The sequence below is a fragment of the Chloroflexota bacterium genome, assembly GCA_016219275.1.
Classification (GTDB): domain Bacteria; phylum Chloroflexota; class Anaerolineae; order UBA4142; family UBA4142; genus JACRBM01.
Genome location: JACRBM010000075.1, coordinates 29,057 through 53,607, shown reverse-complemented (window position 1 = coordinate 53,607; position 24,551 = coordinate 29,057). Strand labels below are relative to the sequence as shown.

General features: G+C 57.9%; 23 protein-coding genes. 2 read left to right on the top strand and 21 right to left on the bottom strand.

Features of this window, described 5'->3' with window-relative positions:
- Nucleotides 1-218: 218 nt before the first annotated feature.
- Nucleotides 219-392, top strand: coding sequence for a hypothetical protein (locus HY868_21415; protein ID MBI5304707.1), 174 nt, complete (start codon nt 219-221; stop codon nt 390-392).
- 71 nt (nt 393-463) lie between these two features.
- Here the strand turns inward: HY868_21415 and HY868_21410 are convergent, their stop codons facing one another.
- The 4 genes from HY868_21410 to HY868_21395 all read right to left on the bottom strand — a co-directional run bounded on the left by HY868_21410 (nt 464) and on the right by HY868_21395 (nt 2,479).
- Nucleotides 464-832 carry a hypothetical protein gene (locus HY868_21410; GenBank protein ID MBI5304706.1) on the bottom strand — a complete coding sequence of 123 codons (369 nt, stop codon included), beginning with the start codon at nt 830-832 and terminating at the stop codon, nt 464-466.
- Entirely contained in the window at nt 829-1,548 is a 720-nt protein-coding gene (locus HY868_21405; GenBank protein ID MBI5304705.1) for a nucleotidyltransferase, read from the bottom strand. Before HY868_21405 ends, HY868_21410 begins: the two co-directional genes overlap by 4 nt.
- Before the next feature lie 220 nt (nt 1,549-1,768).
- Nucleotides 1,769-2,128: a DUF5615 family PIN-like protein gene (locus tag HY868_21400; GenBank protein ID MBI5304704.1), complete on the bottom strand. Its 360-nt coding sequence runs from the start codon at nt 2,126-2,128 to the stop codon at nt 1,769-1,771.
- A gap of 15 nt (nt 2,129-2,143) precedes the next feature.
- Complete coding sequence (locus tag HY868_21395) at nt 2,144-2,479, bottom strand: DUF433 domain-containing protein (protein MBI5304703.1); 336 nt, start codon at nt 2,477-2,479, stop codon at nt 2,144-2,146.
- 265 nt (nt 2,480-2,744) lie between these two features.
- Between HY868_21395 and HY868_21390 the strand changes: the two genes are divergently transcribed.
- On the top strand, nt 2,745-4,247 hold the full coding sequence (locus HY868_21390) for a peptidase S10 (protein MBI5304702.1): 1,503 nt from the start codon (nt 2,745-2,747) through the stop codon (nt 4,245-4,247).
- 244 nt (nt 4,248-4,491) lie between these two features.
- Here the strand turns inward: HY868_21390 and HY868_21385 are convergent, their stop codons facing one another.
- The 17 genes from HY868_21385 to HY868_21305 form a co-directional block, all read right to left on the bottom strand.
- The gene (locus tag HY868_21385) at nt 4,492-5,577 is read right to left on the bottom strand and encodes an aminopeptidase P family protein (protein MBI5304701.1); all 1,086 of its coding nucleotides are present in this window, start codon (nt 5,575-5,577) and stop codon (nt 4,492-4,494) included.
- Between the two features lie 83 nt (nt 5,578-5,660).
- A complete protein-coding gene (locus HY868_21380) occupies nt 5,661-7,949 on the bottom strand; it encodes a transglutaminase domain-containing protein (GenBank protein ID MBI5304700.1) in 2,289 nt (762 codons plus the stop codon).
- Complete coding sequence (locus HY868_21375) at nt 7,946-9,244, bottom strand: DUF58 domain-containing protein (GenBank protein MBI5304699.1); 1,299 nt, start codon at nt 9,242-9,244, stop codon at nt 7,946-7,948. Before HY868_21375 ends, HY868_21380 begins: the two co-directional genes overlap by 4 nt.
- An 89-nt stretch (nt 9,245-9,333) precedes the next feature.
- Complete coding sequence (locus HY868_21370; GenBank protein MBI5304698.1) at nt 9,334-10,074, bottom strand: N-acetylmuramoyl-L-alanine amidase; 741 nt, start codon at nt 10,072-10,074, stop codon at nt 9,334-9,336.
- Between the two features lie 76 nt (nt 10,075-10,150).
- Complete coding sequence (selB, locus tag HY868_21365; GenBank protein MBI5304697.1) at nt 10,151-12,019, bottom strand: selenocysteine-specific translation elongation factor; 1,869 nt, start codon at nt 12,017-12,019, stop codon at nt 10,151-10,153.
- 3 nt (nt 12,020-12,022) lie between these two features.
- Nucleotides 12,023-13,192 (bottom strand): hypothetical protein, encoded by a 1,170-nt coding sequence (locus HY868_21360; protein MBI5304696.1) that lies wholly within the window; start codon nt 13,190-13,192, stop codon nt 12,023-12,025.
- A gap of 110 nt (nt 13,193-13,302) precedes the next feature.
- The gene (glpK, locus tag HY868_21355) at nt 13,303-14,811 is read right to left on the bottom strand and encodes a glycerol kinase GlpK (protein MBI5304695.1); all 1,509 of its coding nucleotides are present in this window, start codon (nt 14,809-14,811) and stop codon (nt 13,303-13,305) included.
- Nucleotides 14,812-14,902: 91 nt separating this feature from the next.
- On the bottom strand, nt 14,903-15,769 hold the full coding sequence (locus HY868_21350) for a DMT family transporter (protein ID MBI5304694.1): 867 nt from the start codon (nt 15,767-15,769) through the stop codon (nt 14,903-14,905).
- A complete protein-coding gene (locus tag HY868_21345) occupies nt 15,766-16,710 on the bottom strand; it encodes a DMT family transporter (GenBank protein ID MBI5304693.1) in 945 nt (314 codons plus the stop codon). Before HY868_21345 ends, HY868_21350 begins: the two co-directional genes overlap by 4 nt.
- Nucleotides 16,710-17,306 carry a hypothetical protein gene (locus HY868_21340; GenBank protein ID MBI5304692.1) on the bottom strand — a complete coding sequence of 199 codons (597 nt, stop codon included), beginning with the start codon at nt 17,304-17,306 and terminating at the stop codon, nt 16,710-16,712. Before HY868_21340 ends, HY868_21345 begins: the two co-directional genes overlap by 1 nt.
- A gap of 45 nt (nt 17,307-17,351) precedes the next feature.
- Nucleotides 17,352-19,586 (bottom strand): N-6 DNA methylase, encoded by a 2,235-nt coding sequence (locus HY868_21335; protein ID MBI5304691.1) that lies wholly within the window; start codon nt 19,584-19,586, stop codon nt 17,352-17,354.
- A 254-nt stretch (nt 19,587-19,840) separates the two neighbouring features.
- Nucleotides 19,841-20,128 carry a GIY-YIG nuclease family protein gene (locus HY868_21330; protein MBI5304690.1) on the bottom strand — a complete coding sequence of 96 codons (288 nt, stop codon included), beginning with the start codon at nt 20,126-20,128 and terminating at the stop codon, nt 19,841-19,843.
- Between the two features lie 318 nt (nt 20,129-20,446).
- Nucleotides 20,447-20,824 carry a hypothetical protein gene (locus tag HY868_21325; GenBank protein ID MBI5304689.1) on the bottom strand — a complete coding sequence of 126 codons (378 nt, stop codon included), beginning with the start codon at nt 20,822-20,824 and terminating at the stop codon, nt 20,447-20,449.
- Between the two features lie 102 nt (nt 20,825-20,926).
- Nucleotides 20,927-21,616: a deoxyribose-phosphate aldolase gene (gene deoC, locus HY868_21320; GenBank protein MBI5304688.1), complete on the bottom strand. Its 690-nt coding sequence runs from the start codon at nt 21,614-21,616 to the stop codon at nt 20,927-20,929.
- Nucleotides 21,617-21,890: 274 nt separating this feature from the next.
- Complete coding sequence (gene rpiB / locus HY868_21315) at nt 21,891-22,415, bottom strand: ribose 5-phosphate isomerase B (protein ID MBI5304687.1); 525 nt, start codon at nt 22,413-22,415, stop codon at nt 21,891-21,893.
- Nucleotides 22,416-22,451: 36 nt separating this feature from the next.
- Nucleotides 22,452-23,096, bottom strand: a complete 645-nt coding sequence (gene lepB / locus HY868_21310; protein ID MBI5304686.1) for a signal peptidase I — start codon at nt 23,094-23,096, stop codon at nt 22,452-22,454.
- A 50-nt stretch (nt 23,097-23,146) separates the two neighbouring features.
- A complete protein-coding gene (locus tag HY868_21305) occupies nt 23,147-24,532 on the bottom strand; it encodes an MFS transporter (GenBank protein ID MBI5304685.1) in 1,386 nt (461 codons plus the stop codon).
- Nucleotides 24,533-24,551: the final 19 nt, after the last annotated feature.

The window sequence follows — 24,551 nt, the reverse complement described above, 5'->3', positions numbered from 1 at the left end:
GGCATTCTACCGCCAGGGGCAGCAAAGCTCCCCAGCGTTTGTTCGCGAGCCACTCCTACCCTCCCACACGATCAGTGTACTCTCGTTCGTGCGAAATCGCTATTCGACTGTTAATGTTCAAGTCTCAGTATACAAGCGTTTCGCGCCATGCCTTTCCAGTCGAATAGGTACTCATCCGCCAAGCAATTCGGAATCGTGACGGACTTGGGGAGATAGCCATGCCAAAATGGGAATCTGAATCCGTCTATGATTGGAGTAAAGACGGTTATACAAGAGAACGCGAGGAGCGTTCAAAAATAATCGGGAGACTTTTAGCAGAGGGATGGGAACCAATTCAAGTTGAAAATGGAGAGGTCAGTGTATTCAAACGCGTAATTCCAGAAACACGCTAACAGAATCAAAGGACGGTGTAGCGGAACAAGAGAACACGCACGAACGCGAAAAACTCACCCACTTTTCTTTGCTATCGCCGCGAGAACGCTTGCATCCGCAACGCTTCGATGTTCAGCGTCAGGCGATAGACGAGCGAATCGAGGAAACGCGCGAGGAAACGCAGAGGAGTTTGTTTCGGGCGCGGCTTGCTATCCGCAGCGAGCGCATACGTCGTGAAAGTGTGTTCGGGGCAAAAAGTATAGACCGCGCCCAGGTTATCAACGCACAAGGACGACGCCGCGAAGATATGACGCGACGACGAACGCGCATCAGGGCAATAGAAATGCGGCGCGAACGATTGTCCACAAACCGAACAGGTCAGCGGAGTATCAATCACATTGCCGTTGATGCGGAATGATATTGTCGAACGACAATTCGGACAAGCAATTTGCGCGTTCATGGTTTTGCCTTTTGGAGCGAACGTATCTTTTCAATTACGGTCAGAACATCACGCGCGGCAAGTGGCGCACCGTAAAACTCTGACCACGCTTCGCGGAAATCGCCGCTTCGCAACGCGTTTTCTAGTTTGCCGAGTTGCGCGATAATGTGGCGCGTGTTGTTGGTGCGTTCGCAGTTCTCCCACAATTTTTTAGCATCAATCGCGGGCAAGTCGAGCAACAAGGCAATCACATCGCCCAAGTCGCGGTCTCGTAGTGGCATCAGTTTGAGTATCAGCAAATCTTCGGCGGAAACAGTCGGCGCAAGCAGATTACCCGCATCATCCACCGCTACTTGCGCCGAATCTGGTGAGAGTGTGTACGTCTGATTGGAAGTCATATCCCACAGTCGTTCAACCGAGATATGAATTTCAACCGTCGTATTGCCAACACGCTTGATCGCTTTCACGCCTTCAAACTTGGTTAGGTCTTGATATTCAAAACCCAATCGCTTGAGAACCATGATGAAGTTCGGCTTGTCGTTGCGACTGATAGCAAGGTCAATATCATGTGTGAATCGTTTACGCCGCGCAAATCCACGCACCGCCAAACCACCGATGAGACGCGGATGAACGTCAAACTCGCGGCACAATTCCAAAATCTGTTGCAGTTCGTCTTTGAGTTCGCGGTCAATGTCCACGACTGGATTATACACCAAAACTGCACGAACGCGAAACACTCGCACACCGACAACGGCGGTATCGGCTGCCAGCGAAGTAACTTTTTCCAGCAATACACTTGGCGCGCAAAGGTGGCTTGCCCAAGTCCGCCGTTGTCGGAGTGCTGTAGCGTTTTGGCGACATTTCTTTTCAATCCGAGTGCAACGCACCACACCAGCATCTGAAAAACAAAAACCGCCGCTCAAAGGCGACGGTAGTGGTAACAGGTCAAAAATTCTATCAACGGAGTGGAAGGTAGGTTATTTGGTCGGCGTACTCGTCAGGATTCGATGCGCCCCAGATGAGAGCCAACTCCTCAATGGTTTCGCTCAATGACATCTTCGGGTTGAGAGTTATCATACCTGGAAAGTGATGCCCCATGGCAAGATGGTCGCGTAAGTGATTCGGCATTGAGCCACGATTATTCGTAACCAACATGAAACCATTTGCTTCGCACCACAAGAGTATGTCAGGGTCAAGCGTTCCTATCGGCGGAACACTTGGCTCACCCATTCGCCATACAACAATATCAGTATGGCGCGTGTGCAAGCCCTTGCGTAGGTTCTCGCCTACATTCTCGTCCAGAAGATATTTTCTCACCGAGGTGACCTCTGGTCATGGTTTTTGAATGGACGCGGCTTGACGCTCGGCAGCAATGCGGCGCAACCTCTGTATCGCCGGCGATGGATTGCGATTCTGTTCTTCCCACCGACGATTTGTGGTCTCAAGCCAGTTGGCAAGATAAGCCGTGACTTGCTCTTTGTTATGCAAATAGTAGGTAATCGTCGCGTGAACTTGTTCAAGGGTCAGCGATGGATATTGTGCCACAATGTCTTCGGGGGAACGACTGCGATAAATGAAATCGTAGAGAATGGTTTCGATTCCAACGCGCGTCCCTTTAACGCGAATGTCATCCGGCGCAAGGAAGTTGAAATATTCTTCGAGTTCCATAGTACTCACCTCCGAGACAGATTATATCACAAAACGATGAACGCCGCCGAACACACGCGCCCCGAATAGGCGGCAAAAGGAAATCGCTTTACAAATGTAAGTTGACTCCCGTCGAACATCGGGGTACTGTGGCGTTCATAACCCGACCGGTTTTCCAGCCGGTCGGGTTTGCGCGTCCACACACGCTTGACGCCACCGCACGTTCCACATAGAATCGTGCCAACACCATTTCGCGACGCTCGGCGGTCGCATCAAGGAGCAACGCATGTCCGACAACGACAAGGCAAAATCAAAACACGATGAAGAAAAGAAGCCGGAACCCAAGGATCAAATCGTCGAGACCAAGCACACCATCACGCTTGGCGGTCAAACGATCAGCTACACGGCGACGACTGGCACGATTGTGCTGAAAGAGGAAGCCGAGAAGAAAGGCGACAAGGACGGCGAATCCGAGGGCGAAAAACCAAAGGCGTCCGTCTTTTTTATCGCGTACACGCGCGATGATGTTGCCGACAAAACGAAACGCCCGCTGACCTTTTCGTTCAACGGCGGACCTGGGTCGTCGTCCGTGTGGTTGCACCTCGGCTTGCTCGGTCCGCGCCGCGTCGTGATGACCGACATCGGCGATTTGCCGCCGCCGCCGTACCAACTCGTGGACAACGAGTACTCGATGCTCGACGTGACCGACCTGGTATTCATTGATCCGGTCAGCACCGGCTTTAGTCGTCCGGTCGTCGGCGAAAAAGCCAAAGAGTTTCACGGTTTCAAAAAAGACATCCAATCCGTCGGCGATTTCATTCGACTCTACACGACGCGCTATCAACGCTGGACGAGTCCCAAGTTTTTGATCGGCGAGAGTTACGGCACGACACGCGCGGCAGGATTATCGGGTTACTTGCAAGAACGGCACGGCATGTACTTGAACGGCATCATGCTTGTGTCGTCCATCCTGAATTTTGCGACCGCGCGATTCAATCCTGGGAATGACCTGCCGCACATTTTGTTTCTGCCGACGTACACCGCGACCGCGTGGTACCACAAACGGCTCGCGCCGGAATTGCAAAGCGACCTGCACGCGACGCTGCGCGAGGTCGAGCAGTTTGCGTTCGGCGAGTACACGCTCGCGCTCGCGCAAGGGGCATCGCTCGGCGACGACGCGCGCCAAACGATTGTGGCAAAACTCGCGCGCTACACCGGTTTGTCGCGCGAGTACATCGAGCGCACCAATTTGCGCGTGGACATCCACCGCTTTTGCAAAGAGCTGTTGCGCGATGAACGCCGCACGGTCGGGCGTCTCGATTCGCGTTTCAAAGGCATTGACCGCGACGCCGCCGGCGAGATTCACGATTACGATCCCAGTCTCACGAACATTATCGGACCGTACACCGCGACCTTCAACGATTACGTGCGCGGTGAGTTGAAATTCGAGACCGATCTGCCGTACGAACTTCTCACGCCGCGAGTGCAACCCTGGAGTTACGCCGAGGACGAGAATCGCTACGTCAACGTCGCGGAAACATTGCGCGAGGCGATGACGACGAATCCGTACCTCAAAGTTATCGTCGCGAACGGCTATTACGATTTTGCGACGCCGTACCTGGCGACGCGCTACACCTTCAATCATCTCGGTCTCGAACCGAGTTTGCAGAACAACGTCGCGATGACGTACTATGAAGCCGGACACATGATGTACATTCACCTGCCCTCGCTCGCGCAACTCAAAACCGATCTGGCGAACTTTGTGCGCGGCGCATATCCATCCGTGTAGCCAGAAAAGTTTTTTCCACGAAGGACACAAAGAACACCAAGGATACAAACAAACCCAATGTGCAACTTGTTTGTCATTTCGAGCGCAGCGAGAAATCTCACGCCTCGGACAAGGACGAGACGCTTCGCGTCGTCGCAAAACCCGCTCCTCGAAATGACAATTGTGATATTGCACATTGGGTAAACAAAAATTCGTGTCCTTGGTGCTCTTCGTGGGCAAAAGAATTATTTTCGAGACCCGCAAATTACACGATGAGAATCGCCGGTCGCGCGAAGGTGATACCGTCCACATTCACATCCATCGTCGGCAAGCTATCCGTACGTGTAAGCACCTCATTGCCGTTCGCGCCGACGAGAATCGTGTCCTCCGATTTCGCGCCGGTGATGGACGGATTCCAGGCGAATGCCTGCCCCAACGCAACCACATCCGTCGCCGTTGGCGAACCCAGGTACTCGCGCCCCTCGTATCCAGCAACGCCGCCTTGATGATGCAATTGCCACTCGTCCGCAAACCCGGCTTCCGCGTAAACCCGTTGCGCGCGCTGAAAAATCTCGCCGAGCGTTTTACCCGGGCGCGTCGCCGCGATGAACGCCGCATCCACGCGCGCGGTCGCTTCCATCTTGCGTTGCACCTCGTCCGGCAATTTGCCGAAATGGACGAATCGCGTGATCGAGCAGACCAACCCGTGTTGTCGCCCGCCGAGTACGAGCATCGCGTAGCGCTCCAATTTTTTCGCAGTCGGCAGCGGATGGCGAAACTTGAAGATGCGTTCATCCGTCGCGATCAAGTTGACGATGGCTTGCACGCCGCGACGCTGTGCCTGCAGCGCGAGTTGCGCCGCGATTTCGAACTCGGTCATCCCCGGTTTCACCGCGCGAATCGCCGCGTCCAGCGCGTCCGCACACGCTTTGCCGAGCGCGCGAAAGCGTTCGCCTTCTTCGGGTAACAGATTCGCGCGCACGCGTGCGAGGTCCGCGGTCAAATCAAGCGCTTTCGGAAAGCCCCAGTCCGCGCCGAGTTTCATTCCGCGCGTCAGTTCCGCCATCGCGTTCGCCGCGTGCCACGGCGTCGCGCGCAATTCCCAGCCCTGCGCGTCGAGGCGCTCTTCCTGCGTCAAGCGCGTCGCCTCGATGTTGTTCGTGATGACATAGCGCGCCGCGCGCGTGACGAGCAGCGATGACGCGCCGAATGTCGTCGCGGTGCCGACGTACCCCGCCGCGCCGCACGTTGCCCACGCAAAACTGCTGACGCGTTGAAGCAAGAGCGCGTCCAGATTGTGTTTGTCGAGCAGTGCTTGAATCCGTTGTTGTTTGATTTCAAATTCGTTCACGAATCACCTCTTTCGAATTTTGAATTGCGAATGGCGTATAACGTATGGCGAATGGCATATCGCGAATGGCGAATTGCAATTTGCTATCTGCCTACTGACCGTCGCGCCCACAGTTTCCACAACTCGGCGCGGACATGTTGCCACGTTCGTAACGCGCGCGTTTGCGTTGCCTTGTCCGGTTTACGTGGACTATACTGACAAAGCACGTACGCGTCAATTAGCGCGTCCAAGTCTCGCGCGATCATCGCGCGCGCGTTTACCTGACGCGTCAATTTTTCCGCGAACTCGCTCGGCGTGTCGGACGCGTGGGCGCGCACACCGAACCGCGCGGCGTACCACGCGAGCCGCCGATAAATTTCGCGCACCGTTGCGATCGGCGGACGCCGCCGCAAGCGCAACTCGTCGGACGCGAACACCGCGCCGATTCCACCCAGCACGAGTGCGACCACCGCGAACAGAATCCAGCCCCAATCCATTTCGGTCGTGGTCAAGTTCGTCAGCGTTTTGTTTGCCTTGGGTAACTTTTGCGTTTCGTCCGATGTGTTTTGCGCCGAGTACTGTCGCGCCGGACGATTGCTCGTCGCTTCGAACTCAACCCAGCCCGCGTCGGGAAAATACAACTCTGCCCACGCGTGCGCGTCCGCCTCGGTGACGATGTAACGCGCGTTGATCGGATCGAACACGCCGGGCGCGTACCCCACGACGAGCCGCGCCGGCATCCCCGCCGCGCGCGCGAGCACGACCATCGCGGACGCGAAATAATCGCAGTACCCTTTCTGCAGATCGAACAGAAAATAATCCATCACATCGCGATTCGGCGGCGGCGCGGGCAGATCGAGCGTGTATGGAAATTCGCGCAAATAATTTTCGATGGCGCGCGCGCGCTCATACGGCGTCGGCTGGGTCGCGGTCAAGTCGCGCGCGAGCGTCAACACGCGCAGCGGCACATCGTCCGGCAAATCCAAATAATGCGCACGAATCTCCGCCGGATAAAGCGTCCCCGCCTGGCGCAGTTGTTCCACATCAAGCGACAACACGCGCGACTCGGCGCGATAATTTGTGGCGCGCAATTCGGCGCTGAACACGTCGCCGTTCGCGCGCCGCGCGATGCGAAAATCGTGATCGGCAGTGACAAGTGTGCCGGTCGCAAACAGTAAACCGCTCGTCTCGCGCACGCGGTGGAATTCCTGTTGCACGGTGCGCTGGGTCAACGTCAATCCGCCGTCTGCCGATTCGCCGGCTTGATACGCGGTGATTTCAGTATCGCTCGTCACCCAGCCGCGCCCGGTGTAACGATCGTACGTGCTGCCGCGCCAATAATGCGGCGGCGCAACATACTCTTCCGGCGATTCAACGTGCGTGTCGTCCGTCTGAATCGTCATCACGACCAGACGCGATAGTTCCGCGCCTGTACCAAGCAGGTGTTTCGTCGGCAGACCCGGCGCGCGCATCACATCGAAAATCGTCGGCTGGCTTGGCGCGGGTTGCGGCTGCAATCCAAACGATTCCGTCACGCGATTCACTTCAACTCGCTCGCGCGTCAACTCCTGTGTCCATCGAATCACGTCGTCGAGCGAAAAGGACGGGATGCTTGCCGCGAGGATCATCAAGATTAGCGAAAACGAAACTCCGGTGATCGCCAGATCGAACGGCAGGTCTTCGGCGGCAGGAATGTGATTCACACGCCAGCGGTGTTCGCGCTCGCTCTGCGCGCACACGACGAACAACACCAGGATGACCGCGAGCATCACCAAGAGATAATCCGGATTGCCGCCGGCGTACGCCAACACCGCCGCGAGCAACGCCAGGCACGGCGCGAGTGCGACGAGCGGGCTATGGCGACGCAACGCGTGCCAACTCGCCCAGGACGCGATTGCCCACGCGACCAAGCCCCACGCGAGCGCAGCGGCGACCGGGTCGAACGCGGGCACACCGCTCGCCATCGCGCCGAGCCAATCGCGCAAACGCGCTAGTAAAATCGCGATCGCGTTCCACAACTCGCCGAGCGCGCGCAACGTCGGCGCAACGTCTATCGCTTTGCCGCGCGGCACATCCCAGGTTTCGCGCGCGACGATGGCGAGCGTTCGCGCGAGCGCGCCGAGTTTATCGCCCAGTTGCCCGACGCGTACCAAGACCACTTCGCCGCCGAGCAACATCGCGATCAACGCGGCAAGCCAACCTGGGAAACGCGCGAGCGCACCGCCGACGAGTAATGCGAGCGTCATCAACGCGATTGCGGAGACCTCGTCAAATCCGCGCACCACTTGGCGCAGCGCGTACGCGGTCGTTGCGAACGCGCACCACAACAACACGAGGATGACGAGCGTATTCGCGCCAAGCGTGCGCACGCACCAACGTACTAGCGCGATCATACAAGTGTCTTCCACGCCGCGTCGCGCGGCGAACGCGCGAGGACCGCGCGTCCGTGCGGCGTCACGCGCCAATCGAATGCGCCGGCTTGACCTGGCATCGCGGCGCGGCGCGCCAACATATCGCGCGTGACGATATGCCGCGCGATGCCGATGCGCGCGAGCATGTTCGCCACGCCGCGCGCATCCACCGCGCCGCCGAACGAGCGCGGGTCGAGCAGAATAACGGTTGGCACGATGCCGCGCCATAACAAAAGCGGCAGCGCGTCCACCCAGGCATTGGTCGCATCCGAGGTGATAATGATGAGACTCGACGATTGGCGGAGCGATGTTCGCGCGCGTGTGAGCACATCGCGCAAGGCGAGATCGCCGGGTTGCGCGAGCGCGAGCGCGCCGAGAATGTCCCAGCGTTGCGCGGCGTCATCGCGCGGCGCAAGCCATATCGAATCGCGCGCGCTCGCGACGAGACCGACCGCGCGGCGCGCGCGCAACCCGGCATCGGCGAGCGACGCGGCGAGAATGACGCCGTGCTCCGTCGTCGAATCCGCGCCCTGCCCTGCCTGGACGCGCTCATTGAGATCGAGCACGACCCACCAATCGCCGCTCGGCGTGTGGTCGAATTGACGCACGAACAAATCATCGCGTCGCGCGGAGGTGCGCCAGTGAATCGCGTTCACGCTATCGCCGGGCTGGTACTCGCGCACGGCTGCTGCGTTGACCGCGCGCTCGATCGCGGTGCGGCGCAAGTGTCCTTCGCCGATGCGTCCGCCCGGCGCGATTTGAATTCCCGGCAACGGCACGACCGGGGGCAAGACCAACATACTTTGCGTCGCGCATAAATCGAGCGTGACTTGATAAATGCCGAATGGGTCGCCCGCGCGAATCGTCGTCGGACCGAGTGTGTACGCGCCGCGTCGCGCGCATCGCGTACGCAGCAGCCAACGCGTTTCCGTGTCGCCGCCAATGCCAGTCGCTTGACTCGCGTTATAATCCGGCAACGTCGAATGATCGGACACTTCGACCCAGAGTGCTGGGAGCACACCGCGATTGATGAGCGTGAATCGTTCCTCGATGTGGTCGCCGACCTGCGCCCAACCAAAGCGCACTTGCCGTGTGAGTGTGAGATGCCGCGCGAGTGATCGCGCCCAAACGAACGCGATCAACCATGCGCCACCCAGCCCCACGAGCAAAATCATCCAGCCGCGAAACGGCGTCGTCAGTTGCAGAATCATCAGCAAGATGACGAGCGGCGGAAGCAAGCGCGTTCTTAATTCCAGATGTCCATGTGAATTATTCATCGTTAAGAAAAAAACCGAGAGATGCTTCCCTCGGTCACAACGTCAGCCCGATAAAACTGCCCACTGTTTACTGTTCACTGTTCACTACTTCACTGACACTGCCCGCCTTGCGCGAACCGATCCAGTCCATCGGCGATGCCGAGCGCGAGCGCATCGCGGCGCTCTTTAAGAATTTTCTTGTCCGCACCCAGGAAACCCAGCTCGATGATCGCACCGGGTGTATTCGAGTTGATTTCGTTCAAAGCGTGATAGTGCGTCATATCGCGCGTGATGCTACCTTCGTGAAACGCCAACTGGGTTGCCGCCGCGTACGCGCTACTGACACAGCGCACCAAGCGATCATCCTCTTGCGAAATCGCGCTGAACTCGGCGCGCGCAACTTTGTAGCCGGACGCGTACATGATGCACGAGTCCGCGTGAATCGCGAGAAAGACGCGCGGCGTGTAATCGCGTTTCGTCGCGTTCAATCGCCGATCAAACTCGGCGAGCACTTCGACCTGATACCCGCGCGCTTCGAGAAACAACTTGGTCCGATTCGCGATATCCACGTTGATGTCCACCTCGCGCAACCCATCGGGACAGATCGCGCCCGTGTCCGCGCCGCCGGAATGTCCGGCAAGAAGCGCGATCGGCGGCGGCATGGGTGTGGGCGTGAGTGTGAGTGTCGCGGTCGGTAGCGGCAGCGACGTGGCGACGAACGCCACCGCGGTCATCACCGGCGGCGGTCGCTGCGCGATCGCGCCAGCGGTGCACACCGTCGCGACGAGCGCGCAGAACGCGGCGACGAGCGACAAGCGCGAGAGATTTTCCAGCGCACCGCGACGAATCATCAACGAATCTTTTTCAATATCTTGCGTTTTCACAGCGAGTTCTAAAAAACGAATAAACGAATAGCATTCGTGACGTTTACCAGAGTACGCGCGCGTCGCCGACGCGCTTGGTCACGCGCGCGCTATCGAGATGCTCGAGCAACGCGACCGCGTACTTGCGACTGGTATCGAACCGGTCGCGCACCTGCGCCGCCGTCACCTGCCCTTGCGCTTGAATCGTCGCGACGACCCACTCGCGCATCGCGCGGTACGCGGTCGGCGCGAGCAACACCGATTCGTTCAAGCGCACGAGTTTGTCTTGTGTAACCAGCACATTCACCGCTTCCACGCCCAGCGCGGACTCGGCATCCCCGCCGCTCGGCGGCGCGTACGGCGCGCGGTCGAATTGCGCGAGCAACGCGCTAACCTTGCGTTGCAGTTCCGGCGAAAACGTGATCGTGAAATCCGGACGGCACACCACATCCTCGCGCGCGACCAAAACAGTTTCCGCGCTCGCGCGCTCGACGACGCGATCAAATACGCGCGGCGGCAGACCCAGGCGGCTTTTCAATTCTTCGCGCGGCAGACCGGCGCGCAACGGAAATTGTTTGTGAAAATCGTCCACCGCGGCGCGGATTTTAGCGACGAGCGCGCGCCAGTTTGGCGCGGAGATGAACGCCGCGCCCAGCGCCATCGCCCCACCCGATTCGACCTGCGCGTTCAACGCCGCGGCAACCACCTCAACGCTCAAGCCGGTCGCGCTCGCGATCTCTTTCGCCTCGGCGGGGTTTGCGCCGCGCGACGCGAGAAACTGCGCGACGATTTCATCCGGCGTGCCGCGCGCGAGCGTTTCCAATCGCGCGATGACCTCTGGCTTGAAACGCCGATGCCGCGTGGTCGCGTGCGGGTCAACGACCGAGCCGCCGCCAATCGTGATGCTCGGCGACGGAAAGCGAATGATGTAGCGATCATTCTTCGCGACCGCGACTGGTTGCGCGAGATGCAGTTGAATCCAACCCGCGTCGCCCGGCTTGAACTCGTCGCGTTCCAACAAACGCACGCGCGCCGGCACTTGCGCCGCGCCAGTGAAAAAATCTACCTCATTATTGTGCGCGAGCGGTTTGGGCGCGGACGCGAGATAATCGAGCCGCGCATCGAGCAAGGTCGTGCCGTTCAGCGTGCCGGGCAAGGCAACGACCTGACCGCGCTGCAAATCTTCGACCGCGAGACCGGATACGTTGATCGCCACACGACTGCCGGGTTGCGCGTGTTCGACCTTGGACTTGTGCGTTTGCAAACCGCGAATGCGTCCGCGTTTCCCGCTCGGCGCGATTTCGATTTCTTGACCGACCGCGAAACTGCCGTCGCTCAACGTGCCGGTGACGACCGTGCCAAAGCCGGCAATCGAAAAGACGCGATCAATCGGCAGACGCGGTTTGCCAAGATCATTTTTCGGGGCGACAACCTTGAGGAGACGATCCAATTCGGCGAGCAGGTTTTTCAACCCGTCGCGTGTTTTCGAAGAGACGGGAATAATGGGTACGTTCGCGAGCACCGTGTTGGCAAGTTCTTGGCGTACGTCCGCTGTCACCATCTCGATCCAATCGCGATCCACCGTATCGCTTTTGGTCAACGCAACGACGCCGCCCTTGATCTGCAGCAAATCCAAAATCGCGAGGTGCTCGCGCGTTTGCGGCATCACGCCTTCGTCCGCCGCGATGACGAGCATCGCCGCGTCAATCCCGCCGACGCCCGCGAGCATGTTTTTGATGAACGCTTCGTGTCCCGGCACATCTACGACGCTGACCATTTCGCCGCTCGGCAAAGTGAGCCAGGCGAAACCCAGGTCAATCGTCATCTCGCGTTCTTTTTCTTCTTTCAACCGGTCGGGGTCAATGCCGGTCAATGCCTTGACGAGCGTGGACTTGCCGTGATCCACATGACCCGCCGTACCAATCACACGCACGCGTCAATCTCCCGCCGGGTTGGCGACTTTGCGACTTTTCGTCACTGGCTTTTCGCCTTCGACGCGATTGAGGATGTCTTCGAGCATTCGATCCTGGCTGACGTACCGCTTGCGTTCCGCTTCGATGAGCGCGCGCAGAATGTTCGACAACAACACCATGCGTTCGCGGCGTTCTTTTTCGATGCGCTCGACGAGTTCGTGCAATTGCGTCGCGACCTCGGGTCGCCAATCTTCGAGTTTGGTAATGCGGTCGGACACGACCGCGATGCGCTTGTTCCACTCGTCGCGCATGAATTGCCATTCGCCGAGTTGTTGTTGCCAACGCTTTTCGATATCGGCGATGATCTGCTCGCGTTCCTTGCGCCGCGTCTCCTCGACCAGACGTTGCCATTGCAAGAGACGCGCTTCGGTCTGCTTCAAACGTTCTTCCATTTCTTGCAGCGGCGCAAAAATTTTGCGATCTTCTTTGTACTTTTCCTGAATGCCGCGCATCTGCGCGAGCCACTCTTCGATCTCGCGGCGGCTCGTCTTCATCTGCTCCGCCCATTCCGCCATGTGGCGCGCGCGCGATTGCTCGGCGCGGCGCGCGGCTTCGGCGGCATCCGCGCGTTCCTGGCGCAAGCGGTCGCCGAGTTGATGCACTTCGGTCATCAACTGCCCGGTGCGCGGCACCCATTCTTCGACGACCGAGATGCGTTGGTTGAGCGCCTCATCGCGGCGAATCGCGTCTTCGACTTCGCGCTGGAGCGTGCCGAACGCGAGGTCGAGCCGGTTGAGCACATCGTGATCACCGATGATGCCGCGTTGAAATTGTTGCAGGGCTTCGATTTGCATCTGGAGCGCGGAAAGAATCTGGTCCATCCGTTCGCGTTCGGCTTGGCGGATCTTGAACTGTTCTTCTTCCGCCGCCAGCCGGCGTTTGTCCGCTTGCTCGAGGATGATCTGCACCTCGGTCTTGACCTGCCCGGTCGCTTGCTCGATTTGCGAATAACGCAACGACTGGCTCTGCAAGCGCGCGATGCGTTCTTCCAGGTCTTGGGTGGTCTTGACCAACCCCGCAATTTGAGAATACTGCGAAGTCAGTTGATTGCCTACTTCGGCGATTTGCGCTTTGTCTTTGCGATGTTCTTCGTCAAGCCAGGTGACGCGTTGAGTAACTTGCTCCAGATTCATCGTTCCTCCTGCGGCGATACGTTCGACAGATTATAGCATCAAAAGCGAATGGGAACAAACGAATGAGCAAATTAACCTTGCGAAGGTTTAAAACCTTCGCAAGGTTAATTCTATTTCAGCCAGCCCTTGGACCGCTCGACCGCGCGCTTCCATTCGCCGTACCCGTGCTCGCGTCGCGTCGCGTCCCATTGCGGTTCGAACACGCGGTCCACGCCCCAGTTCTGGCGCAGTTCGTCGAGTGATTTCCAAAAGCCGACCGCGAGTCCTGCCGCGTACGCCGCGCCGAGCGCGGTCGTTTCGTTGACGATGGGACGCACGACACGCGCGCCGAGAATATCGGCTTGCAGTTGCATCAGAAAATTATTCTTGACCGCGCCGCCGTCCACTTTTAGTGTTTTGAGCGGCACACCAGAATCCTTTTCCATCGCTTCGATCACTTCACGCGTCTGATAGCAAATCGCTTCGAGCGTCGCGCGGACGATGTGCTCGCGTTTGGTATAGCGCGTCATGCCGACGAGCGTGCCGCGCGCGTACATATCCCAATGCGGCGCGAACAAGCCGTTGAACGCCGGCACGAAATACACGCCGCCGGTGTCCGCCACCGATTGCGCGATCGCTTCGGTCTCTCCCGCGTTCGAAATGAGTTTGAGATTATCGCGCAACCACTGCACCGCCGCGCCGGCAATTGCAATCGAACCTTCGAGCGCGTAACACGTCGCGCCGTTCGAGGCGACCGTCGTGAGCAGACCGGCGTTTGACGGCACGATCTCTTTGCCGGTGTTCAACAACAAAAAGCAACCGGTGCCGTACGTGTTTTTCGCTTCGCCCGGCTCGAACCCCACTTGACCGAACAACGCGGCTTGTTGATCGCCGAGATCGCCGCACACGGGGACACGTCCACCCACCGCGCCAAGCGCTTCGGTGAATCCGTAGATGCTGGGATCGGATGAAGGACGGACGCGCGGCAGTATCGCGCGCGGAATGCCGAATAGCGCGAGGAGTTCGTCGTCCCAGTCGAGCGTTTGCAAGTTGAGCAGCATCGTGCGCGAGGCGTTCGTATAATCGGTGATGTGAACGCCGCCGCGCGGTCCGCCGGTCAGATTCCAAATCAGCCACGTGTCAATGTTGCCGAAAATTGCTTCACCGCGTTCTGCGTGCGCGCGCAAATCTGGGACGTTATCGAGCAGCCATTTGATTTTCGTCCCGGAAAAGTACGTCGCAATCGGCAAGCCGGTTTTCGCGCGAATCTTTTCCGCGTGACCCTCGTCTATTAATTTTTGACAGATGCTCTGCGTGCGCGTGTCTTGCCAGACAATCGCGTTGTAGTACGGTTCGCCGGTTTGCGGATTCCACACGACGGTCGTCTCGCGTTGATTCGTGATGCCAATCGCGGCGAGGTCGGTCGCGTGAATCTGCGCCTTTGCCATCGCGCCGCCAATCGTCGTGCGCGTGCGATCCCAGATTTCGCCGGCGTCGTGCTCCACCCAGCCCGGCTGCGGATAGATTTGATGATGCTCTTCGTAATGCGACGCGACGACCTTGCCCGCGTGATCGAAAATCATAAAGCGCGTGCCGGTCGTACCCTGGTCAACTGCGCCAATGTAAGTTGGTTGTGTCATGTTTTTTGCTCCATTATTGATCTTGCGTTCGAAGGATGAAAGATGAGGGTTGAAAGATGGATTTCAGTTTTCATCCTTCATCCTTCTGCCTTCATCCTTTGGTTTTTGAACGATGCACGACAAAAATTCCAAGCAGCACAAGTAAACCGCCAATCGCTTGGACGAGCGCGAGCGACTGACCCAGCAACGGTACCGCCAGCAACGCGGTGATGACCATTTGCGCGAGAAGCGACGTCGAGACGAGCGGCGCGGGCAAATGACCGAGCGCGTAATTGAGCGACAAGAATCCGCCGATCTGGACGACGAACGCCATCGTCGCAAAGATCGCGAAACTTGTGAGCGGATAACCGGCGAGCGGCGCGCCAAGCGCGATGCTCAACGCGAGCAACGTCACCGCGCCGACCACGGTCGAAAGCCACCATGCGATGAGCGCGCTCAACCCCGCGCGCGCGCGTTCCATCGCAAGCAAATAGACGGTGTACAGAAAACTCGCGCCGATGCCATACGCGTCGCCGACGCCGAGCGCCGGATGCGCGAGCAAATCCTGACCCAGGATCAGCATCACGCCGACCGCCGCCAGCGCCAGCCCGCCCCAAAATGCGCGGCGCAAACGAGTCTTGAACACAAACATCGCCGCGAGCGGGACCCAGATGATTGACAAGTTGCCGAGCAAGGTCACATTCGCCGCGGTTGTGATGAGCGCACCCGTGTTCCACACGGCGAGGTTGATCGCGAAGAAAAAACCGGCGAGCGCGGCAAACAAGGTGTGCCGCGTGGCGCGTGGCGCGCGGCGCAGCGCGTTGCCCGCCGGAATCGTCATCACGAGCGCGGCGAACAGCATTCGCCAAAAGCCGATCACCGTCGGCGGCGCGTTCGCCCAGCGGACGAGAATCGCGGACATGCTCACCGCGAGGATGCCGAACGCGAGCACGAGCATCGGCAACCCACGTGATTTCATCGCGCTTTCGACCGATGCACGATGATGATACCCGCCATCACCAACAACCCGCCGACAATTTGCAGCCCATCGAGCGATTGACCCAGGAGGGGGATCGCGAGAATCGCGGTGACGACCGGCTGACCGAGCGACGTTGGCGCGACAATAGACGCGGGCAAATGTCCAAGCGCGTAATTCACCGAGAGCAAACTGATCACCTGGACGACAATCGCGAGACCCAGGATGCTCCAGTACGTTTCGGGCGGATAGCCGAGCAAGGGATAACCAAGCGCGAGGCAAATCGCGAACAGCCCAACCGTGCTCGCGGCGGAGGACACCCACCACGCGACGAGCGAACTGAGTTTGTCGCGCGCACGCTCGGCGACGAGAAAGAAAAAACCGTACCACACACCTGCGACCATCGCGAGCGTATCGCCCCAGCCGAGCGTCGGATGCGTGAGAAAATCTTGACCCAGGACGACCAGGATGCCGATGCACGCGAGGATCAAGCCGCCCCAAAAAATCGGGCGCAACTTTTCTTTGAACAGAATCAGCGCGCCGAGCGCGACCCAGATGACGGACGTGTTGCCGAACAAGGTCGCGTTCGCCGCCGAGGTCATCATCACCGACGTGTTCCAGATCGCGAGATCGAACGCGAAGAAAATACCGCCGAGCACGGCGAACCACAAATGACGCGCCGACAAGGGCGACTCGCGTTTCCAGCGCAGACCGACCGGCAGCGCGAACACGGCAATCGCGATTAGCATTCGATAAAAACCGGTGACCGCGCCCGGCGCGTTTGCCCAACGAACGAAAATGCCGGACATGCCCATCGCGGTGACGCCGAGGACGAGCGCGAGGTACGGGAGCAGGGGAGCAAGGGTGCGTGGGCGCAGGGGAGCATTGTTGCGACGCAGTTCTTCACCCTTGCCCCTCTGCTCCTCTGCTCCCTTGCTTGGCATCACCTCATCTCCTTGTCCGCTTCGATGATTTTGATCTCCTCTTTCGTCAGTCCGTACAACTCATACACTAACGCGTCAATCTGTTCATCCGTCACATTGATTTCGCGTTCGATGCGTTCGCGCATCGTGTCGCTTTTGGCAGATTGCTTTTGCTTGTGCAGGTCGAGCAGCTTGTCCACGAGCGCGACCATTTTATCGTGGCGCGATTGGTCGGCGGGAATGAAAATGGGCAAACGCGCAACATTGGTCTTTTTAACTTCGGCAAGCGCTTCTCCAACTTCAGGGTTCAGCGTGTGGTAATACCAATTCGTCAGCCGCGAATTCAACACGCCGAGAATGTAGCGGAGAGGCGGCTCTTCTTGGATGGGGACCAGAACGTGCATGTTGTTCAAACACAAATTCTGCGCTGTGTCCAAAGTTGCAACGATGCTATCGCCCGTCTGGCGCATCACGATTTTTTCAGGCGCGTCGAAGTTCGCGGAGGGGCGTGGTTCAGCCAACCACGCTCCATATTTCAAAAAGCGCGGCTCAAGCGGCTCAATCTTGTATCGCCCAATGTCACTGCCTCTGAGATACCGGCGATACAATCTACTCACCTGACGATTGCTATCGTAAATTCTTTCTTCGACAACCTGACGTGTTTATGGTGGATTGCCCTTGCCCACTTGGTACGGCTTGATGCCCACGTTGATTTCACAAAGCGTATCTAGCACAGTGCCAAGGCGCGCGCATTTGCGGGCGAGTGATTTCTCTGCCGATCCAAGAAAAATATTGATGACTTGTTCCGCTGATTCGCGCCACCCGTCTTGATTGTGGCGGATATGCTGGATCCCATCCCGGCTCAAGCCCGCCTCAAACGCGTCTAGCGATTCAACAATCGTCGCAACAGATTGCCAGCCCTTCGGATTGCCGGTCTGCAGTACGACGATTTCCGTGTCTACCGTGACCTGATGGAACACGGGAAATCGAAAGTGAACAATTTCTACGATGCGCGTGTTTTCGATTACAAATTTCCGGATGTTCCCTTGTAACACATTCGTAAGCCAAGGATTGGGAACAATCATCCCCCAAAATCCGCCGCGCTTGACCAAATCTCTGACCGATTTTTCCAAGAACAAAAGGTAACTATCGAGTTGGTAGCTTTGACATTGATACGCGGAATTCAGATATTCTTTTTCCGTCTCGTACAAATACGCCCCATACGGCGGATTACCAATCACCGCGTCAAATCCGCCCGCGTCCATAATCGCGCCAAAGCCCTCGCTCTGGCTGCGCCAATCGAACGGGTTGATGCGTCGTTTTTCTTTGGCGTCCAGGTCGCCAATGTCGTACCCAATCAACGAGTTGCCACACTTGATGTTGTCGCGCAAACGGGGCAAAACACCTTGCCCGGTAATCGCGCCGCGTTCGCCCTCCAACATTTTGATGTACAAACTCATCATCGTAATCTCGACGGCTTGCGGGTCAATGTCCACGCCAAAGATATGGTCGCTTAGAATTTGAGATTTCTGTTCGAGCGATAACCGAAACTCGCCGTACTCGGCGCGCGGCTCGCGCAGCAAACGCGCTTGATGCGGCGATCCGCCGCCGCGTCGTTCCGCGCGTTCGGCGAAATAGCGTGTGTGATAATCGAGCAGGGTTTGGTACGCGCCGAGCAAGAACGAACCCGAACCACACGCGGGATCGAGTATTCTCAATTTCTCGATTTGCTTCGGCGTCTTGCCTTCGATCAGTTTGCCTACCGTTTGCGCGACGATGTAATCCACAATGTACTTGGGCGTGTAGTAAACGCCGCCCGCTTTCCGCACGGCGGGCTTGTCCTCGATCATCGCGCGTGTCTCGGTCACACGAATCGTCTTGCCGAGATAGCGTTCGTAAATCGAGCCGAGCAATTCGACGCCGATTTGAGCAAAGTTGTATGGCTCCAAACCTTCGTCAATGATTTCCGCGACAATCGCCGAATCCCATTTGAGGTCTTCGCATTTGTGCGGTTTGAAAATTTCGCCATTCAGTTGTTGATTGACAACGCGAAACAAGGGGATGAGTTCGGCGACGATGGGCTTGGACTGTTCCGCCTGCGACCAATGCCGTGCAATATCGAGGAGTTGACCCTGAGGAAGCACGCCGCGATCTTCGGCGACGCGAATAAAAATCAAACGGTCGAGGAACACTTGCACAACACTGTTGAGGTCGTCCGCCTCTAAATCCGGATGCGCTTTGTAAATAGCTTTCGCCAATTTTTCGCGCCAGCCCACTAGATCAGCCAAAAATTGTTGGTCGAGTGGAATGCGTTGGGAACGGCGCGTGGTCGGCGCAATCAGCACATTGAGACTGCCCGCGGCGACAGATTCGCGCGACAGTTTCCACAAATCATCCAACGCCTTGGACGTTAGGTACTCGTCATAACGATACGCAAAAATCAAACCCTTGTTCACGCGCCGGAGATAAGAAATATCGCGCACCTCGTACAAACGGAACTCTTCAAAGTCCGTTGTCGCGGCAAGTAGAACCAATTGGCTGGTTTCGTTGAACGCGTATTTCTTGGCTTGGAGAACCACACGGCTCGCTTCAAGCGGCACGCGCGGCGCTTTGGCTTCGACAAAAAACTGGGTCAACCCGTTCATCCGGAAATTGTAATCGGGACGACCGCTCGTTTGTCCACTCTCGACGATGACATCGCGCTCGCGCACAGACAAACCCTGGGTGTTGCGCACATCCCAGCCCAACGCTTCAAAGAACGGATCAATGAAATCAATCCGCGCTTGCGATTCGAGGTAATCGGTGCGCTTGTAATCGGCAGATTGCTTGTCAAAACGTTCGACCAGCACCGCTAGTTCGCTTTCGAATTTTTTTCGTGCGGGTGTGGTGTCGGTCATCTCGGTTTTTCCTATTCACAGGGTTTGGTACAAGTTGCCCAACTTTCATTTCGCGCACAGCGAGAAATCGCTCTCCCAGCATCGCGCGAGATTTCTCCTCGCGAAATGCGCTCGTCGAAATGACAACGACGAAAAACTGTCATCTCGCGCACAGCGAGAAATCGCTCCCCACTATCACGCGCGATTTCTCAGTCGCTCCGCTCCCTCGAAATGACAAAACCCAACCACTGTCATTTCGAGCGCAGCGAGAAATCTCACCTTGCCCAGTCTTCAGACAGGTCACGCCAAGTTGGATTCAGTGATTCAACCAACGCAATCTTTTTCTCGCGCCGCCAGTCCTTTACTTGCTTTTCACGCGCAATCGTTTCACGCACATCAGAGTAAACTTCATGGTAAACCAATTGCGTGATATTGTAACGACTGGTAAAACCTTCAATCAGTTTGTGTTTGTACTCGTAAACACGGCGTTCCAAATTGTTGGTCATTCCAACGTAGAGCGTCCGCGACTTGTTGGTCATGATGTAGACATAGTAATTTCTCATCACGGCAAACATTCCCTCAAACGAACCAAATACTCTTTGTCATTTTGAGCGCAGCGAGAAATCGCTCTCCCAGCATCACGCGAGATTTCTCCTCGCAAAATGCGCTCGTCGAAATGACAACGACAAAAAACTGTCATTTCGCGCACAGCGAGAAATCGCTCTCCCAGCATCACGCGAGATTTCTCCTCACAAGAAACGTTCGTCGAAATGACAACGACGAGGAACTGTCATTTCGAGCGCAGCGAGAAATCTCTCCTCATTATCGCGCGAGATTTCTCCTCGCAAAAAGCGCTCGTCGAAATGACAAAAACAGAATGGCTATCCTTCCACCGCACTCAACATGATCGCCGCGCCATCCTTTACTTTCTTGAAGACGCGCGCATCGCCCACGACTTGACCGATGATGTTCACCGGGCTTGCCGCGCGGATCTCGTCGCCGCGACTTGCCGGCGTGCGCCCAAAGAAAATGCAAAACGCGTGACCCGGCACCCAGTATCCCAGTTCGCCCATCGCCACCACGTCACGCGCATCCGCTTCTTGTCCGCGTTTCACCGGAATCGCAAAATAGATTTCATCGCCCCAGGCGTTCGCGCGCGCCTGGATCGGCAATGCGTCCCAAATCGCGCGCGCGGTCGGCGAGTCATTCAACTCAGCGAACGCGGTCACGTCGCCTGCCATGATTTGAATGCGATTCATTCTCGCCGTGTCTCCCTGTCTCTATGTCAAAACGAACGGAACTGCGTCCGTTCGCTACTGTCTCACTGTCCCACTGCCTGCCGACCGCGATCTACTGCCCACTCAATACTTGGTCTTGGCTTCGACCTTTTCGCCGCGCGACTGTTTGACAATCGCGACGCCCGCGCTTGCGCCGATGCGCGTCGCGCCGGCTTGGATCATCGCTTGCGCCTGTTCGAGATTCCGAATGCCGCCCGCCGCTTTCACTCCGAGTTCGCCCGCGACCGTGCGCGACATGAGCGCGACATCGTGCGCGGTCGCGCCGCCCGGACCAAACCCGGTCGAAGTCTTGACGAAATCCGCGCCCGCCTCTTTCGCGAGTTCGCATGAGCGCACTTTTTCGTCGTCGGTCAACAGCGCGGCTTCGATGATGACTTTGAGAATCGCGTTCCCAGCGTGCGCCGCCTCGGCGATGCCGCGAATATCGTCGCGCACCAAGTCGTACTGCTTGGCTTTGAGCGCGCCGATGTTGATGACCATATCAATTTCGCTCGCGCCGTCCGCGACGGCTTGCTTGGTCTCGAACACCTTGGTCTCGGTCGTGTGCGCGCCGAGCGGAAAGCCGACGACCGCCGCGACCGCGACATCGGCGCCGCGCAGAATTTGCGCGCACTGTTTGACGAACGGCGGATTGACGCACACGGCGGCAAAGTGATACTCCGCCGCTTCCTTGCACAGCTTGTCAATCTCGCTCGGCGTCGCTTCGGGTTTCAACAATGTGTGATCAATGAATTTCGTAATGTCCTTCGGCACAGCCGTCACTCCCATCCGCGCGGTAATACGCGTCGCGCCCGCGTTCATCATTTCGCGCACGCGCTCCGGGCATTTCTGCGCGCACGTCTGGCAATCAGAGCACGCGTGTCCCTCGGCAATGCCCGACAGCGGCACCGCATACTTGGTCAGCGCGTCGACAATCGCGCGCGTGATTTCTTGAACTTGGGATTCGTTGGTTGGCATAGCAAACCCTTTGATGGAAGACGGAAGACGGAGGACGGAATCTCATCCGTCATTCGTCTTCCGTCCTCCGTCATTTCTTCAAGTACCGTCGCTCCACATCCATAATCTTCGCGACGCGTTTCTTGTGCCGCTCTTCCGTACACTCGGTTTCGAGAAACGCTTTTACAATATCGCGCGCGAGTCCTGCCCCGATCAAGCGCGCGCCGAGCGTCAATACATTCGCGTCATTGTGCTCGCGCGCGTTGCGCGCCGTCGAAAGATCGTAGCATAACGCGGCGCGCACGCCCGGCACCTTGTTCGCGACCATTGCGGAGCCAATGCCCGCGCCGTCAATAATGATGCCGCGCGCCGCCGCGCCATCGCTCACGAGTTTTGCGACCGCGTACGCAATGTCAGGATAATCCACGGGGTCGGTCGAAAACGCACCGCAGTCGTTGACCGCGTACCCGAGTTCGACGAGGTACTTGCTCAGGTCTTGCTTCATCGCGAATCCGCCATGGTCTGCGCCGAGCGCGACCGTTTTTGATAAAGCGGACGCGCTCGGTGTGGTCGCGCGTTTTTCAGCCAGCACGCGCTCGACCACTTGTTGCACCATCAGGCGGATTTCGTCATCGTTTGGTTTCACGGGGATTTATTTTGAGGCGTAAGAATAATCCGGCACAAAACCCATCATCTGGGGGGGCCAGTACGTCGCCCAGACCTTGCCCACAATTTTCTTGGCAGACACGGTGCCCCACGCGTGCGAGTCGCTCGAATTGTTGCGGTTGTCGCCGAGCACGAAATATTCTTCGGGCGCAATCGTCTGCGCGCCGGTCGTGTACGACCCAGGATTGAGCGGATACGGTTCATCCAATTGCTTGCCGTTGATGTACACTTTACCGTCGGTGATTTGCACTTGATCGCCCGGCAAGCCAATGACGCGTTTGATGAAATCGCGATTCGCGCTCGTCGGCGGGATCAGCACGACCACGTCGCCGCGCTCGGGCAACTTGATCATGTACTCGACTTTGTTCACGAGGATGAATTGCCCATCGTGAAAATTCGGCTCCATGCTGAATCCTTCGATGCGAAAGTTCTGCACCGCGAATCGAATCAGCAAAAAAATAACGAGCGTCAAAACCAACGTTTCGACCAACTCGCGCACCGCCGAGCGGATGCCTGCCCACGCGGAGGGTTTCGCCGGCGGGAGCAGTTGTTCGGGCGGCGGGAGTTGCTCCGGCGGAGGCAGTGAATCGAAATTGACAAAACTGGACTGTGTTTCGTTTGAGGATTCCAAGAGAACTTCCTTTCAAACGCAATTATAATTCAACTTGGACGAACGCGCAATTATTCCGCTGCCTCGGCTTGCGCGGCGAGCCGATCGAGCCACGCCTTGTCCTCGACGCGCACCAGGTACGGATTGAACATTTGCGCGATGCAGAACACGACGAGGATTGCGCCGAGCACGGCGATCACCGCGCCGGGATTGAACCAGCCGCCGAGCAGACCGGCGAGCGCGGTGCTGAGGGGCCAGGTGAACTGCGCGATGAGTCGCCGCACTGCGAACACACGTCCTTGCAACTCGCGCGGGGTTTGTGTTTGCCAAATCGCCTGTGAGTGCGCGTTGGTTATCGGGAGCATCGCGTGCGCGAGCATCGCCATCGCGCTCGTGAGATACAACACCGGCGAGAGACCCAGCGCGATCATCGCGATGCCCTGCCCGATGAGTCCAAGCACAACACCGTACACGCGACGCGCTTTCAAACCGCCCCACGCGCTCATCAGCAAGCCGCCGGCAATACCGCCGACGCTGGCGACCGAACTGAGGAACGCGAGCGCGGTCTCGAACGTAAAACCGCGCGCGCTCCAATCGTCGGCGAGATTGAACTTGACGATGAGCGGCATGAACACACCCAGCGGCGAGCCGACAAAATTCGCGACCGTGAACGTACCGAGCAACCACAACAACGGACGCCGTCGCCAAATGTAGACCGCGCCGATTTTCACGTCCGCCCAGATGGATTTCTTCGCGCCGGTCGCGTCGTGCAAATCGGTGCGTTGCGGCGAGGGGATGAACAAAAAGATCAACACACTCGCCGCAAAGAAGAACGTGATCGCATCAAGCGCGATCGCGAGCGGCGCGCCATCGGCGAACGACGCGAGGAACGCGCCAATCGCACCGGGGAGCGCGCCTTGACGCGCGAGCGACGGCAACGCGATCAACGTTGCGGCAAGCATCGGCGAGAGAATCCCGGAGAGCGACCAGATCGTTTGCATCATTCCGTTCGCGCGCGGCAGTTGTTTTTCTGGCACGAGCATCGCGTACGACGTGTCGAACGCGGATTGATGAAACGCGCTGACCGCCGCGTGCACGACCACAATCGCGATGAGCAACGGTAGGTTCAACGATTGCGTCAGCATCAACAGCGCCAACGCCAAACTAATCAACCCGCTGATAAAATCCGCGAGCATCATCGTTCGTTTGCGGTCGTGACGATCCGCCCACGCGCCGGCAATCGGCGCGCCGAACACCGTCGGCAACGCGAACGCCAGACTCACCGCCGACAACGCGAACGCGAGTTCCGCTTTTTGTTCCGCGCGCGGATACATCGTTTGCGTCAGCCAAATCGTGACGGCGAAAAACGTCAGCGCGCTGCCAAACACGGAAACGGATTGGGTGATCCATACGATCAAGAACGTGCGAAAACCATGTGCGGGTGGTTGATATGCCATTCGTTTTCCTCAAGTGACG

Excerpts from the sequence above, each read along its gene's own strand:
- HY868_21415 (MBI5304707.1), top strand. The coding sequence starts at position 219 with ATGCCAAAATGGGAATCTGAATCCGTCTATGATTGGAGTAAAGACGGT.
- HY868_21410 (MBI5304706.1), bottom strand. The coding sequence starts at position 832 with ATGAACGCGCAAATTGCTTGTCCGAATTGTCGTTCGACAATATCATTC.
- HY868_21395 (MBI5304703.1), bottom strand. The coding sequence starts at position 2,479 with ATGGAACTCGAAGAATATTTCAACTTCCTTGCGCCGGATGACATTCGC.
- HY868_21390 (MBI5304702.1), top strand. The coding sequence starts at position 2,745 with ATGTCCGACAACGACAAGGCAAAATCAAAACACGATGAAGAAAAGAAG.
- HY868_21380 (MBI5304700.1), bottom strand. The coding sequence starts at position 7,949 with ATGATCGCGCTAGTACGTTGGTGCGTGCGCACGCTTGGCGCGAATACG.
- HY868_21375 (MBI5304699.1), bottom strand. The coding sequence starts at position 9,244 with ATGAATAATTCACATGGACATCTGGAATTAAGAACGCGCTTGCTTCCG.
- HY868_21370 (MBI5304698.1), bottom strand. The coding sequence starts at position 10,074 with ATGATTCGTCGCGGTGCGCTGGAAAATCTCTCGCGCTTGTCGCTCGTC.
- HY868_21360 (MBI5304696.1), bottom strand. The coding sequence starts at position 13,192 with ATGAATCTGGAGCAAGTTACTCAACGCGTCACCTGGCTTGACGAAGAA.
- glpK (MBI5304695.1), bottom strand. The coding sequence starts at position 14,811 with ATGACACAACCAACTTACATTGGCGCAGTTGACCAGGGTACGACCGGC.
- HY868_21350 (MBI5304694.1), bottom strand. The coding sequence starts at position 15,769 with ATGAAATCACGTGGGTTGCCGATGCTCGTGCTCGCGTTCGGCATCCTC.
- HY868_21345 (MBI5304693.1), bottom strand. The coding sequence starts at position 16,710 with ATGCCAAGCAAGGGAGCAGAGGAGCAGAGGGGCAAGGGTGAAGAACTG.
- HY868_21335 (MBI5304691.1), bottom strand. The coding sequence starts at position 19,586 with ATGACCGACACCACACCCGCACGAAAAAAATTCGAAAGCGAACTAGCG.
- HY868_21330 (MBI5304690.1), bottom strand. The coding sequence starts at position 20,128 with ATGAGAAATTACTATGTCTACATCATGACCAACAAGTCGCGGACGCTC.
- HY868_21325 (MBI5304689.1), bottom strand. The coding sequence starts at position 20,824 with ATGAATCGCATTCAAATCATGGCAGGCGACGTGACCGCGTTCGCTGAG.
- rpiB (MBI5304687.1), bottom strand. The coding sequence starts at position 22,415 with ATGGTGCAACAAGTGGTCGAGCGCGTGCTGGCTGAAAAACGCGCGACC.
- HY868_21305 (MBI5304685.1), bottom strand. The coding sequence starts at position 24,532 with ATGGCATATCAACCACCCGCACATGGTTTTCGCACGTTCTTGATCGTA.